A 14,531-nucleotide genomic window follows, 5' to 3' on the forward strand; every position below is an offset into this window, starting at 1 on the left:
GACAGACGCATGTTCGGCTATATCGTCAGACGTCTCCTGCAGGTCATTCCGGTCTTCTTCGGAGCGACTCTGCTCATCTACTTCCTCGTGTTCGCCATGCCCGGTGACCCGATCCTCGGCCTCTTCGGTGACCGCACCCCGAACCCTGCGATCGTGGAGCAGCTCCGCGAGCAGTACCACCTGAACGATCCGTTCCTGGTGCAGTACTGGTACTACATCACGGGTGTGTTCCAGGGCGATCTGGGCAACACGTTCTCGGGCCGGTCGGTCTCGGAGGTGCTCGCGGAGACCCTCCCGGTCACCGGCCGTCTCGCCGTCATGGCCATCGCCATCGAGTTCACGCTCGCGATCATCATCGGCACCGTCTCGGCGCTGCGCAAGGGCAAGGTCTTCGACCATACGATGCTCATGGTCGCGCTCATCGCGATCGCGATCCCGATCTTCGTCGTGGCCTTCCTCGCGCAGTACTTCCTCGCCATCAAGCTCGGCTGGTTCAAGCCGACCGTCGGAGCCGACAACGACTGGGGCGGGCTGTGGTTGCCCGCGCTGGTGCTCGGCTTCAGCCTCTATGCCGTGAGCATGCGGCTCATGCGAAGCTCCGTGATCGACACGCTCAACCAGGATTGGGTGCGCACCGCGTACAGCAAGGGCCTTTCGCGAGGCCGAGTGATCCCGGTGCACGTGCTGCGCAACTCGCTGATCCCGGTCATCACGAACTCGGCCACCAACTTCGGTGTGCTGCTCGTCGGTGCCACGGTGACCGAGGGCATCTTCAACGTCCCCGGCGTCGGCAACACCCTCTACCAGGCCGCGATCCGCAATGAGGGCCCCACCGTGGTCTCCTTCGTCACCGTGTTCGTGATCCTCTACGTCCTGGTCAACCTCGTCATCGACCTGCTCTACGGTCTTCTCGACCCAAGGATCCGTTATGCCTGACCCCACAACGCACACTCACTACGTCGCGCCGGTCGAAACGCAGACAATCGACGTCGATGCGGTGCGCGTCGCCGAGAAGCCGCGCAACCTGTGGCGAGACGCGTGGACCGACCTGCGGCGTCGACCCCTGTTCTGGTTCTCGGTCGTGCTCGCGCTCGTCTTCATCCTGATGGCCGCGTGGCCGACGCTGTTCACCTCTGTCCCGCCGGACAGCAACTGCCAGCTCGCGAACAGCAACGGCGGCCCCACGGAGGGACACCCCCTGGGATTCACGTTCCAGGGATGCGACATCTACTCGCGGATCGTCTGGGGTGCGCAGACCTCGCTCTCCGTCGGACTGCTCGCTACGGCGATCGGCTCGATCGTCGGCCTCATCATGGGGGCACTCGCCGGGTTCTACGGCGGATGGCTGGACTCCCTGCTGTCGCGCATCGGCGACATCTTCTTCGCCATCCCCTACATCCTCGCCGCCGTCGTCGTCATGACGGTGTTCTCGCAGTATCGGTCCGTTCCGGTGCTCGCGCTCGCGATCGGTGGTTTCGCGTGGGCGTCCACAGCGCGCGTGGTGAGGGCCGAGGTGTTGAGGGTCCGGCAGGGGGACTTCATCGTGGCCGCGCAAGCGGTCGGGCTGTCGAAGTTCCGCACTCTTCTGGTGCACGTGATCCCGAACTCGCTGGCTCCGCTGCTGGTCGTGTCGACGCTCGCGCTCGCGGCCTCGATCGTCGCGGAGGCGACACTGTCGTTCCTCGGCGTCGGGCTGGGCGGCACGGTCATGTCCTGGGGCAATGACATCAGTGCGGCGCAATCGTCGCTCCGGGTCGCGCCGATGGCGCTCATCTATCCGTCGATCGCGCTCACCCTCGCGGTGCTCGCCTTCGTCACCCTCGGCGAACTCATCCGAGACGCCATCGATCCGAGAGCGAGGGCACGACGATGAACGATCGTGAAACCGCACGCGTCCCGCTGCTGAGCGTTCGCGACCTGAAGGTGGCATTCCGCACACAGGAGGGCGACCGCGAGGTCCTGCACGGAGCGAGCTTCGACATCTTCCCGGGTGAGACCGTCGCCATCGTGGGCGAGTCTGGTTCGGGCAAGTCCACCACGGCGAGCGCCATCGTGAACCTCCTGCCCGGAACCGGTGTCGTCACCGGAGGATCGATCACTCTCGACGGCCGGGAGCTGACGAAGCTCGGTCGCCGGGAGATGGAGGCCGTCCGCGGTCGCGAGATCGGCTTCGTCCCGCAGGACCCGATGTCCAACCTCAATCCGGTGTGGAGCATCGGCTTCCAGGTGAAGGAGGCGATCCGCGCGAACGGCATCGCCCGCGGCCGCGAGGCCGTGAAGGCGCGGACCATCGAGGTGCTGAAGCAGGCAGGGCTGGCCGATGCCGAGAGGCGTCTGCACCAGTACCCTCACCAGTTCTCCGGCGGTATGCGTCAGCGGGCGTTGATCGGGATCGGCCTCGCGGCCGACCCCAAACTGCTCATCGCCGACGAGCCCACCTCGGCGCTGGATGTCACGGTGCAGCGCGTCATCCTCGATCACATGGCGACGCTCACGCGCGACAAGGGCACCTCGGTGCTCCTGATCACGCATGACCTCGGCCTCGCGGCCGAGCGTGCGGAGAAGATCATCGTGATGAGCAACGGCAACATCGTGGAGGCCGGGCCGAGCCGGCAGATCCTGGAGAACCCGCAGCATCCGTACACCCAGCGACTGGTCGGGGCTGCGCCCAGCGTGGCGTCGCAGCGTATCCAGGCGGTCGTGGAGGACCGGGGCATCGAGACGCTCGACGACCTCGCCGCCATCCCGCCGACGGTGCGCGTCGCCGGGCTCACTAAGGACTACAAGATCCGTCAGGGGAACTTCCGCAGCGAAGCCTTCCGGGCGGTCGACGATGTCTCCTTCGAGATCCTGCGGGGGAAGACCCTCGCGCTCGTGGGCGAGTCGGGGTCCGGTAAGTCGACCGTGGCGAAGATGGTGCTGAAGCTCGAGGAGCCCACGAGTGGCACCATCGAGATCGACGGCCAGGATGTGTCACGCCTCTCGAACACGCAGGCGTTCGGGTTGCGTCGTCGCATGCAGCCGGTGTTCCAGGACCCCTACGGCTCGCTCGATCCGCTGCGCAACATCGGGAACACGATCTCGGAGCCGCTGCAGATCCACGGTGTGGGCGACCGCACCGCGCAGCGCGAGCGCGTCGAGGAGCTCCTCGACCAGGTGGCACTGCCCCGTGCGCTGGCCACCCGCTACCCGAACGAGCTGTCGGGCGGTCAGCGGCAGCGCGTCGCGATCGCGCGCGCTCTCGCCCTCAAGCCCGACATCGTCGTGCTCGACGAGGCGGTGTCGGCGCTCGACGTGCTCGTGCAGGATCAGATCCTGAAGCTGCTCGCCGAGCTCCAATCCGAGCTGAACCTCACCTACCTCTTCATCACGCACGACCTCGCGGTCGTCCGGGTCTCCAGCGACCTGGTCTGCGTCATGGAGAAGGGCAAGGTCGTCGAGCAGGGCACGGTCGACGAGATCTTCGCGAACCCGCAGCAGGAGTACACGGACCGCCTTCTCAAGGCGATCCCTGGCGCATCGATCCCGCTCGGCGGCCGCTGAGGTGGCGTCTCCCGGACACCCCGAGGGCGCACGGACCTTCCGTGCGCCCTCGGGCACCGTCGTCTTCGTGCTCAGCATCCTGCTCGTGCTGTTCCTGCTGGGCGACACCGTCGTCAACGGCAGCATCGTGCAGGCGCTGCTCGTGGCGCCCTGGCTGCTGCTCGGCCTGTGGATCGTGTACGAGACGGCCTTCGTCTCCTTCGTCCGCGTGGATCAGGAGGGGGCCGTGGTGCAGAACCTGCTGCGTCGCACGACCTTCGGCTGGGCGCACGTGCAGGACATCGACATGCGGTGGCAGCTCGAGTTCGCGCTGGACGACGGCCGCACCCTGAGCTGCTGGGGCGGACCGGCCAAGGCACGTCCGCCTCGTCGCTCCCGCGAGGAGGACGCCGAGCCGAAGGTGCCGTCCGCGCTCCGGGTGCTCACGGGCATCCGCGATCTGTGGAGCGCGGCGACTCCGACAGCGGACGCACCGATCCGACGCAGCTGGGACGGCCCGGCCCTCATCGCCCTCGCGGTGATCGTGCTGTGGGCCGTCGCGGCGCTCGTCGTCGTCAACCTCGGCTGAGCGGGCCTCAGCCGGGAAGACCGAACAGGGCGGGCCAGGTGGCCGCGGCCCAGGGGTAGCCGACGAAGGCCGCCGCGTCGATGAGGAAGTGCGCCACCAGGAACGGCAGCAGTCGACCGGTGCGGTGGTAGAGCCACCCGAACAGCAGCCCCATCGCGAGGTTGCCGATGAAGGCGCCGGGTCCTTGATAGAGGTGGTACGTCGCGCGGAGCACCGAGGTCGAGACGATGATCGTCCATGGCGACCACCCCAGCTGCCGCAGGCGGGCGAACAGGTACCCGAGCACGACGAACTCCTCCTGCAGCGACGCGCGCGCGGCGGCGAGCAGCAGGATCGGCACGGTCCACCAATGGGCGTCCAGGCCCGCGGGGTTCACGGCGACGAAGAGTCCGAGGGCCCGGCCGCCGAAGTAGAGCGCCAGTCCCGGCACGCCGATCGCGAGGACGAGGAGCGCGCCGCGGCCGATGTCGCCCGCCACCCGGGTGCCGTCGAGTCCCAGCCGCTCCAGGTGGGGGCGGCGGCGCTGCCACAACAGGAAGCAGACGAGGAGCACAGGCACCAGCCCGAAGCCGATCGACAGCACCTGATAGATGAGGTCGAACACCTCCCGGTCGCTGCGGGAGGGGTTGAGGGTGGCCGTCTGATCCGCGAGGGGCGTGCCGTCCGTGAGCCGGTAGGCGAGCTGCACGATCGCGTAGATCGCGGACTGACCGAGACCCATGGCCAGCACGATGGCGATCTCCCACCACAGCCGCCCTGAGCCTTCGCGCGGCTCGTCGCTCCGCCTCGGCGCGGTCGAGGACGTCTGCGGGACCGGGGGAGTCGGGTCGGGAGGGGTCACGGGACGATGGTACGACGTGCGTTCAGGAACCCGATCCGCGCGTACGTTATCCTGGAACGTCGGCTTCCCGGCGCAACCCCACACTCTTTGAGGACCCTTGTATGGCGCACGCCCTCCGCTCTGACCTCCGCAACGTCGCAATCGTCGCCCACGTCGACCACGGCAAGACCACGCTCGTCGACGCGATGCTCCGGCAGACGGGCTCCTTCGGCGACCACTCGCACGTGGAGGAGCGCGCGATGGACTCCAACGACCTGGAGCGCGAGAAGGGCATCACGATCCTCGCCAAGAACACGGCGATCACCTACAAGGGCAAGCACGCCGGCGGCAAGGAGATCACGATCAACGTGATCGACACCCCCGGCCACGCCGACTTCGGTGGTGAGGTCGAGCGCGGCCTGTCGATGGTCGACGGCGTCGTGCTTCTCGTGGATGCGAGCGAGGGCCCGCTGCCGCAGACCCGCTTCGTGCTGCGCAAGGCGCTCGAGGCGAAGCTCCCCGTCATCCTCCTGGTCAACAAGACCGACCGTCCGGACGCCCGGATCGCCGAGGTCGAGGAGGAGGCGCACGACCTGCTGCTGGGTCTCGCCTCCGACCTCGTCGACGACGTGCCGGACCTCGACGTCGACGCACTGCTCGACGTGCCGGTGGTCTACGCGTCCGGTCGCGCCGGCGCTGCGTCGCGGAACCGTCCGGCCGACGGAGCGCTGCCCGACAACGACGACCTCGAGCCCCTGTTCGAAGCGATCCTCGAGCACGTCCCGGCCCCGGCCTACGACGACGAGGCGCCGCTGCAGGCCTGGGTCACGAACCTCGACTCCAGCCCGTTCCTCGGTCGTCTGGCCCTGCTGCGCGTCTTCAACGGCACGCTCAAGAAGGGCCAGACGGTGGCCTGGGTGCGTGCCGACGGCACCACGAGCAACGCCCGCATCACCGAGCTGCTCAAGACCCGCGCTCTCGAGCGCTACCCCGCCGAGTCCGCCGGCCCCGGCGACATCGTCGCGATCGCCGGCTTCGAGAACATCACCATCGGTGAGACCATCGCCGACCCGGAAGACGTGCGACCGCTTCCTGCGATCACGGTCGACGACCCCGCCATCTCCATGACGATCGGGACCAACACCTCGCCGCTCATGGGCAAGGTGAAGGGGCACAAGCTCACGGCGCGCATGGTCAAGGACCGTCTCGACAAGGAGCTCATCGGAAACGTCTCGCTCAAGGTCGTCGACATCGGGCGCCCGGATGCGTGGGAGGTGCAGGGCCGCGGCGAGCTGGCCCTCGCCATCCTCGTCGAGAACATGCGTCGTGAGGGCTTCGAGCTCACCGTGGGCAAGCCGCAGGTGGTCACCAAGAAGATCGACGGCAAGACCTATGAGCCGTTCGAGCACCTGACCATCGACACGCCGGAGGAGCACCTCGGCGCGATCACGCAGCTCCTCGCGAACCGCAAGGGCCGCATGGAGAACATGACCAACCACGGCACCGGCTGGGTGCGCATGGAGTTCATCGTCCCGTCGCGCGGTCTGATCGGCTTCCGCAGCGAGTTCCTCACCACGACCCGCGGCACCGGCATCGCGAACGCGATCTCGCACGGCTACGAGCCGTGGGCCGGTTCCATCACGACGCGCCAGAACGGCTCGATCGTCGCCGACCGCCAGGGTGTCGTCACCCCGTTCGCGATGATCGCCCTGCAGGAGCGCATGTCGTTCTTCGTGCAGCCCACGCAGGAGGTCTACGAGGGCATGGTCATCGGCGAGAACTCCCGCGCCGACGACATGGACGTGAACATCACCAAGGAGAAGAAGCTCACCAACATGCGTGCGGCCAGCTCCGACACGTTCGAGTCGATGACGCCCCCGCGCGTGCTGACCCTCGAGGAGAGCCTCGAGTTCGCCCGTGACGACGAATGCGTCGAGGTCACGCCCGAGGTCGTCCGCATCCGCAAGGTGATCCTCGACCAGACCGTCCGTGGTCGCGAGGCCTCGCGCCTCAAGCGTCAGGACGCGAACGCCTGATCGTCTCGCACTCCTCTCGAGAGGGCCCCACGCCGCCATCTGGCCGCGTGGGGCCCTCTCTCATGAAAATCCCAGGTGAGGGCTAGTTTTCGTTCAGGTTGATGACGCAGACTCGTTCACTTGCGCCCGGGGCGAGCTCCCGATGAGTCCCCTGAAAGGGCGTACGACGACCCGAAAGTCACAGCCTTGCTTCAGAAGACCCGTGCGCTTCGGCGCGCCTCCGACGCGGCAGCCGCCCGCGCCACTGTCACCCGTACACCCCTGATCGCCCTCGGTGCCGCCACGGCCGCGCTCGTCGGCATCACCCTCAGCGTCGGCCTCGCCTCCGCCCCGGCAGCCGGGGCCGAGCGCTCCGACACCGCCTCTGCCGTCACGAGCCAGAACCTGGGCTCCGAGCCGCTCACCCGCATCGCCGACAAGGCCGTCATGACGGTCTCGGACGGAACCGACGCGGTCGCCGCGGCGAAGAGCCTGACCGCGGAGGTCGCCGAGTCGGGCCTCGACGTGAGCGCCGCGGCGCCCGTCGACACCACCGCGCTCGAAGACGACCTGGAGACCCTCGCCGACCGATCCACGCTGCCGCTGGTCCTGATCACCGTGACGGCCGAGCAGGCCGAGGCGGAGACCGAGAAGGTCGTGACCGCCACGGCTGACCTCCAGAAGGCCTTCACTGCCGCGCAGGAGAAGAAGGCGGCCGACGACGCGGCCCGCGCGGCCGAGGAGAAGGCGGCGGCTGCGGCGGCTGCGCTCGCCTCCGCGAACACCCCGGACGGCGCTCGGGCCACGGCGCAGCAGATGATGGCGGACCGCTACGGCTGGGGTGGCGACCAGTTCTCCTGCCTGAACTCGCTGTGGAACAAGGAGTCCGGCTGGAACTACCAGGCGTACAACAACGACGGGGGAGCGACCGGCATCCCGCAGGCGCTGCCCGGCAGCAAGATGGCCACGGCGGGCGCCGACTGGCAGACGAACGCCGCCACCCAGATCGCCTGGGGCCTGAAGTACATCGCCGACGCCTACGGCACCCCGTGCAGCGCCTGGGGACACTCCCAGGCCATGAACTGGTACTGAGCCGCAGAGCCGGCTCCTCGCGGAGGATCTGCCCCTAGCCGTCACCCGACACGGGCGCTACCGTGTCAGGGAGACGGCTGGGGGCGTCGCGATTCCGAGGAGGAGTGGTGCTCGATCCCACCGTCTGGCTCGATGTCCCTCAGGAGGTCTCCACGGGCACGCTGCCCGGGTGGGAGCGGGTGGACGAGCTCGTCCGCGAGGCCCACGCCCGGTACGCGGACGAGGTGTCCGGCCGGGTGGCGGACTACATCCCCGTGCTCGCCGCGGTCGATCCGGAGCTCTTCGGGCTCGCGGTGATCGAGGTGGGCGGCGGCATCCACGACGCCGGAGACGCCCTGCACCCGTTCTCCATCCAGTCGATCTCGAAGATGTTCGTCTATGCGCTGGCCATCCAGGAGCACGGCCACGAGCGGGTCCGCGAGATCGTGGGTGTGAACAACACCGGGCTCGCCTTCAACTCGGTCGTGGCGCTGGAGCTCAACGACGGGCATCCGCGCAACCCGATGGTCAACGCCGGGGCGATCGCCACCACGGCGCTCATGCCGGGCGCCACGGCGGTGGAGCAGTGGGAGCGTGTCCGCGAGGGGCTGTCCGCCTTCGCCGGACGCCCCCTGAGCCTGGACGGCGAGGTCTACGCGTCCGAGGCGGGGTCGAACGAGCGCAACCGGGCCCTGGGCTGGTTGCTGCGCAGCTACGGCCGGCTCGCCGGCGACCCCGATGAGATCGTCGACGTCTACACCCGGCAGTGTGCGCTGGCGGTCACCGCGCACGACCTCGCCGTCATGGGGGCCACGCTCGCCGACGGCGGAGTGAACCCGGTGACGGGGGAGCGGGTGGTCTCCGCGGACGTCTGCCGTGACACACTGGCCGTCGTCGCGGCGAGCGGGCTGTACGAGCGGTCGGGCGACTGGCTGTTCGAGATCGGTCTGCCCGCCAAGTCGGGTGTCGCCGGCGGCCTCGTCGCGGTCTCTCCTGGCAAGGGCGCCGTCGCCGGGTTCTCGCCCCGCCTGGACGAGGCGGGCAACTCGATCCGGTCGCAGATGGCGATCGGACACCTGTCGCGGTCGCTCGGGCTGAACCTCTTCGCCTCCGCGCCCGCGCGTGAGCATGCCGGCGGGGCGGGCGCCTCGTCGTCGGAAGGAGAGCGCTCATGACCCGCACCGCCCCCGCACCCGCGAAGACGTCCTGGCTGCCGATGGTCAGCCTGTTCCTCGCGCAGGTGCTCATGTCCTTCAATGTCGCGGCGCTGCCGATCTCGCTCGGCGGCATGGTGGCCGACTTCGGCGTGCCGCCGACCATCGCGAGCACGACGATCGTGATGTACGGCCTCGCCGTGGCCGCGCTCGTGATGACCGGTGCCAAACTCGGGCAGCGCGTCGGCTGGGTGCTGATCTTCCGCGTCGTCGTCGCGCTCTTCGCCGGGTCCGCCGTGATGATGCTCCTCGCCCCGACCGTCTGGTGGGCCATCGCCGGGCAGGCTGTCGCGGGTGCGGCCGCCGCGATCATCGTCCCCTCGATCGTGGCCCTGATCGCCGAGAACTACCGGGGACCGCAGCAGGCCACCGCGATCGGAGCGATCGGCTCGGCACGCGCGATCTCCGGCGTCAGCGCCTTCCTCATCGGAGGGACGCTCGGCACCCTCGTCGGGTGGCGTCCGCTGTTCGTCATCGTGCTGGCGATCGCCGTGGCGGTCTTCGCCCTGAGCTTCACGCTGCGCGGCGACCGCGGGGACGCGGCGATCCGCATCGATCTCGTCGCCGCCCTCCTCATCGGCGCGGCGATCGTGCTGCTCACCCTCGGGTTCAACAACCTGAACAGCTGGGGAGCACTCGCGGCGGCGCCGTCCGCGCCGTTCTCCGTCCTCGGACTCTCGCCCGCCCCGATCTTCATCGTCCTGGGCATCATCCTGGGCCAGGGGTTCTTCCTGTGGACCCGGCGGAGGATGGCCGAGGGGAAGGTGCCGCTGATCGACCTGACCGTGCTGGGCTCGTCGCGGGAGCGCGCCGCGGTGTACGCCATGTTCATCGTCGTCGCCCTCGAGGCCTGCGTGAACTTCACGGTGCCGATGTACATCCAGATCGTCCAGGGACGCACGCCGTTCGATACGGCCCTGGCGATGATGCCGTTCAACCTCACGGTGTTCATCACGGCGACGCTCGTCGTGCGCTTCTACAAGCGATACCCGCCGCGGACGATCGGCGTGTTCGGGTTCATCCTCACCACGGCGGCGCTCGTCTGGCTGTCGGTCGTCGTGACGAACAACTGGGAGACGGTGCCGACCATCGCCGGGCTCGTCGTGTTCGGCATCGGCCAAGGTGCCCTCGTCACTCTGGTGTTCAACGTGCTGGTGACGGCGGCGCCGCCGGAGCTCGCCGGCGACGTCGGGTCGCTGCGCGGCACCACGCAGAACCTGGCCTCCGCCGTGGGGACCGCGCTCGCCGGGGCGCTGCTGGTGTCCCTGCTCGCGCTCAACGTCGGCCGCGCGGTCGTGGAGCATCCCGAGCTGCCGCCGTCGCTGGTGTCGCAGGTCGATCTGAACGAGGTGAACTTCATCAGCAACGACGAGCTGCGTGCGGTGCTGGAGACCACGGACGCGACGCCGGAACAGGTCGACGCCGCGGTCGCCGTGAACGAGGAGTCGCGGCTGCGCACGCTCAAGCTCGGCCTTCTGATCCTCGCCGCGGTGAGCGCGCTCGCGATCCTGCCCGCGTCGCGCCTGCCGCAGTACCGACCGCACGAGATCCCCGACCCGTCGCCGACGGGCCCAGGGGAGTGAACCTCAGCGCAGCTCGGAGATGAGGACGGCGCTCGTGCCGGGCTCGACCGCCTCGAAGACGTGCGCGACGTCGCCGGCATAGGTCAGATAGTCGCCGGGGTTCAGCACCACGGCATCGTCGGGGGGACCGACCCGTGCCTGCCCGGCGATGAGGATCACGTGCTCGACCGTGCCCGCGTGATGGGGGTCGGACCGGCGGGGGTCGCCGGGCTCCGCCTGGATCAGGTAGACGTCTCTCCGGGCACCCGGAGGGCTCGCGGAGAGCAGGGTGGCGCTGTAAGCCGCGGCGGAGGACGGCACGCCCGCGAGGTCGTCGGCGCGGATGAGGGTCGGGGCGTTGGCCTGCTGGTCGACGAGCACCGCGAAGGGCACGCCGAGCGCGACGCCCAGCGCCCACAGCGTCTCCACGCTCGGATTGCCGGCACCGCTCTCGAGCTGCGAGACCGTGGCCTTCGAGATCCCGGCCCGCCGGGCGAGTTCGGAGACGGACAGGTTCGCGGCCTCGCGCTCGCGGCGGAGCGTGCGGGCGATGCGGGTGCGGAGATCCTCCATGTGTTCATCATGGCAAACGATCGTTCGCTTGACTATACGGATCGCCATGTTCAGAATGATGATCGTGTGTTCAGTGAAGCGAACGTCGCGGTGGAGCGGGACCCCGTGACCGCTGAGCGTGAGGTGTGGCGCGAGGCGCTCGGCGTCGTGCTCGCCACGAGCGCCTACGGCATCTCCTTCGGCGCGCTCGCCGTCGCCGCGGGACTCGACGTCTGGCAGACGTGCGTGCTCAGCCTCCTGATGTTCACCGGGGGATCGCAGTTCGCGTTCGTGGGGGTGTTCGCCGCCGGTGGCCTGGCCGCCCTGCCTTCGGCGATCGCATCGGCGGCACTCCTCGGCGTGCGCAACGTCGCCTACGGGATGCGCATGTCGCCGCTCATCGGGGGCGGACCGGCACGGCGAGCGGCCGCCGCGCACTTCACCATCGACGAGTCCACCGCCGTGGCGATCGCGCAGGACGATCCGCGCCTGCGCCGGGTGGGCTTCTGGGTCACGGGGGTCGGCATCTTCCTCGGCTGGAACCTCACCACCCTCGTCGGCGCGCTGGTCGGCGACGTGCTCGGCGACCCGAAGGCCTGGGGGCTGGATGCCGCGGCGGCTGCGGCCTTCCTCGCCCTGCTGTGGCCGCGTCTGCGTCAGCGGCAGGCCGTCGCCGTCGGGATCGCGGCCGCCGTGATCGCGGCAGCCCTCACGCCGTTCCTCATGCCGGGGCTCCCGGTGCTCGTCGCCGCTGTCGTCGCGATCGTCGTCGGGTGGTTCAACTGGCTCGGGACACCGCGTCCCGCGAGCGTCGGCGAAGGGGAGGGGGGCGCATGAGCCTCTGGAGCGCCATCCTCCTCGCCGCCCTGATCTGCCTCGCGCTGAAGGCCGTGGGCTATCTCGTGCCGCCGAAGGTGCTCGAGGCGCCGCGCCCCGCCCGCACCTCCGACCTCCTCACCGTCGCGCTGCTCGCCGCCCTCGTCGCGGTGCAGTCCCTCGGTGACGGGCAGGCGATCACCGTGGACGCGCGCGTGCCCGCCCTGCTCGTCGCGGCGGGACTGCTCTGGCTGCGGCAGTCGTTCCTCGTGGTGGTGGCGTCCGCCGCCCTCGTCGCCGCGCTGCTGCGGCTGTCCGGTCTCGCCGCCTGAGCCGTCGTCTCGCCGGGCACGGCCCGGGTAGGATCGGGGGGTGCGCGGGAAGTGGTTGTCGAGGGTGCTGTCCTGGGTGGCCGCTGCCCTGGTGGGCGGGGTCTACGGCGTCGCGGGAACCATCGCGCACAGCGTCATGTGGGGGCCGATCCCGATCGGCCTGATCGTCGCCGCTGTCGCATGTGCCGCGATCCTCATCGCCGTGCGGGCGCTCACCCACGACCGGGGGGCCGCGGTCGCCGCCGGTCTCGGGATGCTGGCCATGATCGTGCTCATCTCGGGCGTCGGTCCCGGTGGCTCCGTCGTCGTGCAGGACACCCTCGCCGGGCGCATCTGGACCTATCTCGCCGCCGGCATCGTGCTGCTCGTCATCGCGTGGCCGTCGTTCTCCCGGCAGCCGGTCCGCCCCGCCACGCCCTCCGCGGAGGAACCCGAGGTCCACGGGTCGTAGACTGAGGGGGTGACGTATGTGATCGCCCTCCCGTGCGTCGATGTCAAGGATCGCGCCTGCATCGACGAGTGCCCCGTTGACTGCATCTACGAGGGCGAACGGTCGCTCTACATCCACCCGGACGAGTGCGTGGACTGCGGGGCGTGCGAGCCGGTGTGCCCCGTCGAGGCGATCTACTACGAGGACGACCTCCCCGACGAGTGGCAGGACTACTACAAGGCCAACGTCGAGTTCTTCGACGAGATCGGCTCGCCCGGCGGCGCCGCCAAGGTCGGCGTCTACCCGTTCGACCACCCGATCATCGCCGCGCTCCCGCCGCAGGGCGAGTAGGCACGCTCCGTGAGCGTCCGCGACCTCGCCGACTACCCCTGGGACGCCGTGGTCCCCTACCGCGAGCGCGCCGCCCGGTACCCGGACGGTCTCGTCGACCTCTCCGTCGGCTCGCCGGTCGATCCCACGCCGGAGGTCGTCCGTCAGGCACTCGCCGAGGCGACCGACGCCCATGCATATCCGCAGACCGTCGGCACCCCCGCGCTCCGGGAGGCGATCGTCGACTGGTACGCCCGCCGCCGCGGCGTCCCGGACCTCCGGGTCGACAACGTGCTGCCGACGATCGGCTCCAAGGAGCTCGTCGCGCTCCTGCCCACGCTGCTGGGGCTCGGTGCCGGAGACATCGTCGTGCATCCCCGCGTCGCCTACCCGACGTACGAGGTCGGCGCGCGGGTGGCGGGGGCGACGCCCCTCGCGGCCGACGACCCGGCGGAGTGGCCGGAGGGCGCCAAGCTCATCTGGATCAACACCCCCGGCAACCCGGACGGCCGCACGTGGACCGTCGACGAGCTCGCCGTGGCCGTGCAGCGGGCGCGGGAGCTCGGCGCCGTGCTGGCGAGCGACGAGTGCTATGCCGAGCTCGGCTGGGACGGCCCCTGGGCGGACGAGCCCATCCCGTCCGTGCTCGACCCCCGGGTGACCGGCGGCACACGGGCGAACCTCCTCAGCGTCTATTCGTTGAGCAAGCAGTCCAACCTCGCGGGATACCGCGCGGCCTTCGTCGCCGGATGCGCCCGCGTGGTCGGCGAGCTCCTCACCGCGCGCAAGCATCTCGGCCTCATGCCGCCTGCGCCCGTCCAGCAGGCGATGGTCGTCGCCCTCGGTGACGAGGCGCACGTCGTGGCGCAGAAGGAGCTCTACCGTGAGCGACGCGCCCTGCTGCTCCCCGCCGTCGAGGCGGCCGGCTTCCGCATCGACGGGTCGCAGGCCGGGCTCTATCTCTGGGCGACGGAGGGACGCGACGCCTGGGAGTCGATGGCGCGTCTCGCCGACCTCGGGATCCTCGCCGGACCAGGGCACTTCTACGGAGCGTCGTCCCCCGAGCATGTGCGACTGTCGCTGACGGCGCCGACGGACCTCGTCGCCGAGGCGGCTCGGCGTCTGCGCGGAGCGGATCTGTAGGAACCCTCCCTGCTGTGCCGATCCCTTTGGCGGTTGTCACAGTAGGCCTGTGTGACGACTAGGCTGTAAAGGCGATTCGGTCGGCACCCGGCCAGGCGCTCAGCGCCCGAGAGATCGCCAGTTCCGGCTTGATCA

At 69.6% G+C, this 14,531-nt stretch carries 15 protein-coding genes; 13 read left to right on the plus strand and 2 right to left on the minus strand.

Annotated features, from left to right (window positions below; translation table 11 throughout):
* Window positions 1-9 precede the first annotated feature (9 nt).
* Genes RI211_RS05820 through RI211_RS05835 form a run of 4 tightly spaced genes read left to right on the plus strand, consistent with a single transcriptional unit; the run spans window position 10 to window position 4,111 of the window.
* Window positions 10-936: an ABC transporter permease gene (locus RI211_RS05820; protein WP_312673215.1), complete on the plus strand. Its 927-nt coding sequence runs from the start codon at window positions 10-12 to the stop codon at window positions 934-936.
* The gene (locus RI211_RS05825; protein WP_312673214.1) at window positions 929-1,873 is read left to right on the plus strand and encodes an ABC transporter permease; all 945 of its coding nucleotides are present in this window, start codon (window positions 929-931) and stop codon (window positions 1,871-1,873) included. Before RI211_RS05820 ends, RI211_RS05825 begins: the two co-directional genes overlap by 8 nt.
* Entirely contained in the window at window positions 1,870-3,543 is a 1,674-nt protein-coding gene (locus RI211_RS05830; protein ID WP_315638459.1) for a dipeptide ABC transporter ATP-binding protein, read from the plus strand. The genes RI211_RS05825 and RI211_RS05830 overlap by 4 nt, the downstream gene beginning before the upstream one ends.
* Window position 3,544: 1 nt before the next feature.
* Window positions 3,545-4,111, plus strand: a complete 567-nt coding sequence (locus RI211_RS05835) for a PH domain-containing protein (RefSeq protein WP_315638458.1) — start codon at window positions 3,545-3,547, stop codon at window positions 4,109-4,111.
* 7 nt (window positions 4,112-4,118) lie between these two features.
* Here the strand turns inward: RI211_RS05835 and RI211_RS05840 are convergent, their stop codons facing one another.
* Window positions 4,119-4,952, minus strand: coding sequence for a CPBP family intramembrane glutamic endopeptidase (locus tag RI211_RS05840; RefSeq protein WP_396654913.1), 834 nt, complete (start codon window positions 4,950-4,952; stop codon window positions 4,119-4,121).
* 101 nt (window positions 4,953-5,053) lie between these two features.
* Between RI211_RS05840 and typA the strand changes: the two genes are divergently transcribed.
* From typA to RI211_RS05860, 4 genes are all read left to right on the plus strand, one after another.
* Complete coding sequence (gene typA, locus RI211_RS05845; protein WP_315638457.1) at window positions 5,054-6,967, plus strand: translational GTPase TypA; 1,914 nt, start codon at window positions 5,054-5,056, stop codon at window positions 6,965-6,967.
* 186 nt (window positions 6,968-7,153) lie between these two features.
* On the plus strand, window positions 7,154-8,038 hold the full coding sequence (locus tag RI211_RS05850; RefSeq protein WP_315638456.1) for an aggregation-promoting factor C-terminal-like domain-containing protein: 885 nt from the start codon (window positions 7,154-7,156) through the stop codon (window positions 8,036-8,038).
* A gap of 107 nt (window positions 8,039-8,145) precedes the next feature.
* A complete protein-coding gene (gene glsA, locus RI211_RS05855) occupies window positions 8,146-9,192 on the plus strand; it encodes a glutaminase A (RefSeq protein WP_315638455.1) in 1,047 nt (348 codons plus the stop codon).
* A complete protein-coding gene (locus tag RI211_RS05860; RefSeq protein ID WP_315638454.1) occupies window positions 9,189-10,814 on the plus strand; it encodes an MFS transporter in 1,626 nt (541 codons plus the stop codon). The genes glsA and RI211_RS05860 overlap by 4 nt, the downstream gene beginning before the upstream one ends.
* Before the next feature lie 3 nt (window positions 10,815-10,817).
* On the opposite strand, the gene RI211_RS05865 is transcribed toward RI211_RS05860, so the two are convergent.
* On the minus strand, window positions 10,818-11,366 hold the full coding sequence (locus RI211_RS05865) for a type II toxin-antitoxin system RelB family anti-toxin (protein WP_187663649.1): 549 nt from the start codon (window positions 11,364-11,366) through the stop codon (window positions 10,818-10,820).
* Window positions 11,367-11,471: 105 nt separating this feature from the next.
* Here RI211_RS05865 and RI211_RS05870 point away from each other — a divergent pair, with 105 nt between their 5' ends.
* The 5 genes from RI211_RS05870 to dapC are packed head-to-tail and all read left to right on the plus strand — an operon-like array spanning window position 11,472 to window position 14,396.
* Window positions 11,472-12,182 carry an AzlC family ABC transporter permease gene (locus tag RI211_RS05870; protein ID WP_315638504.1) on the plus strand — a complete coding sequence of 237 codons (711 nt, stop codon included), beginning with the start codon at window positions 11,472-11,474 and terminating at the stop codon, window positions 12,180-12,182.
* Complete coding sequence (locus RI211_RS05875) at window positions 12,179-12,493, plus strand: AzlD domain-containing protein (RefSeq protein WP_315638453.1); 315 nt, start codon at window positions 12,179-12,181, stop codon at window positions 12,491-12,493. Before RI211_RS05870 ends, RI211_RS05875 begins: the two co-directional genes overlap by 4 nt.
* 40 nt (window positions 12,494-12,533) lie before the next feature.
* A complete protein-coding gene (locus RI211_RS05880; RefSeq protein ID WP_232089204.1) occupies window positions 12,534-12,944 on the plus strand; it encodes a histidinol dehydrogenase in 411 nt (136 codons plus the stop codon).
* A 9-nt stretch (window positions 12,945-12,953) separates the two neighbouring features.
* On the plus strand, window positions 12,954-13,274 hold the full coding sequence (gene fdxA, locus RI211_RS05885; RefSeq protein WP_017203330.1) for a ferredoxin: 321 nt from the start codon (window positions 12,954-12,956) through the stop codon (window positions 13,272-13,274).
* Between the two features lie 9 nt (window positions 13,275-13,283).
* Window positions 13,284-14,396 (plus strand): succinyldiaminopimelate transaminase, encoded by a 1,113-nt coding sequence (gene dapC, locus RI211_RS05890; protein WP_280568564.1) that lies wholly within the window; start codon window positions 13,284-13,286, stop codon window positions 14,394-14,396.
* The last annotated feature ends 135 nt before the right edge of the window (window positions 14,397-14,531 follow it).

The sequence above is a fragment of the Microbacterium meiriae genome (assembly GCF_032364335.1).
GTDB classification, from domain to species: Bacteria; Actinomycetota; Actinomycetes; order Actinomycetales; family Microbacteriaceae; genus Microbacterium; species Microbacterium meiriae.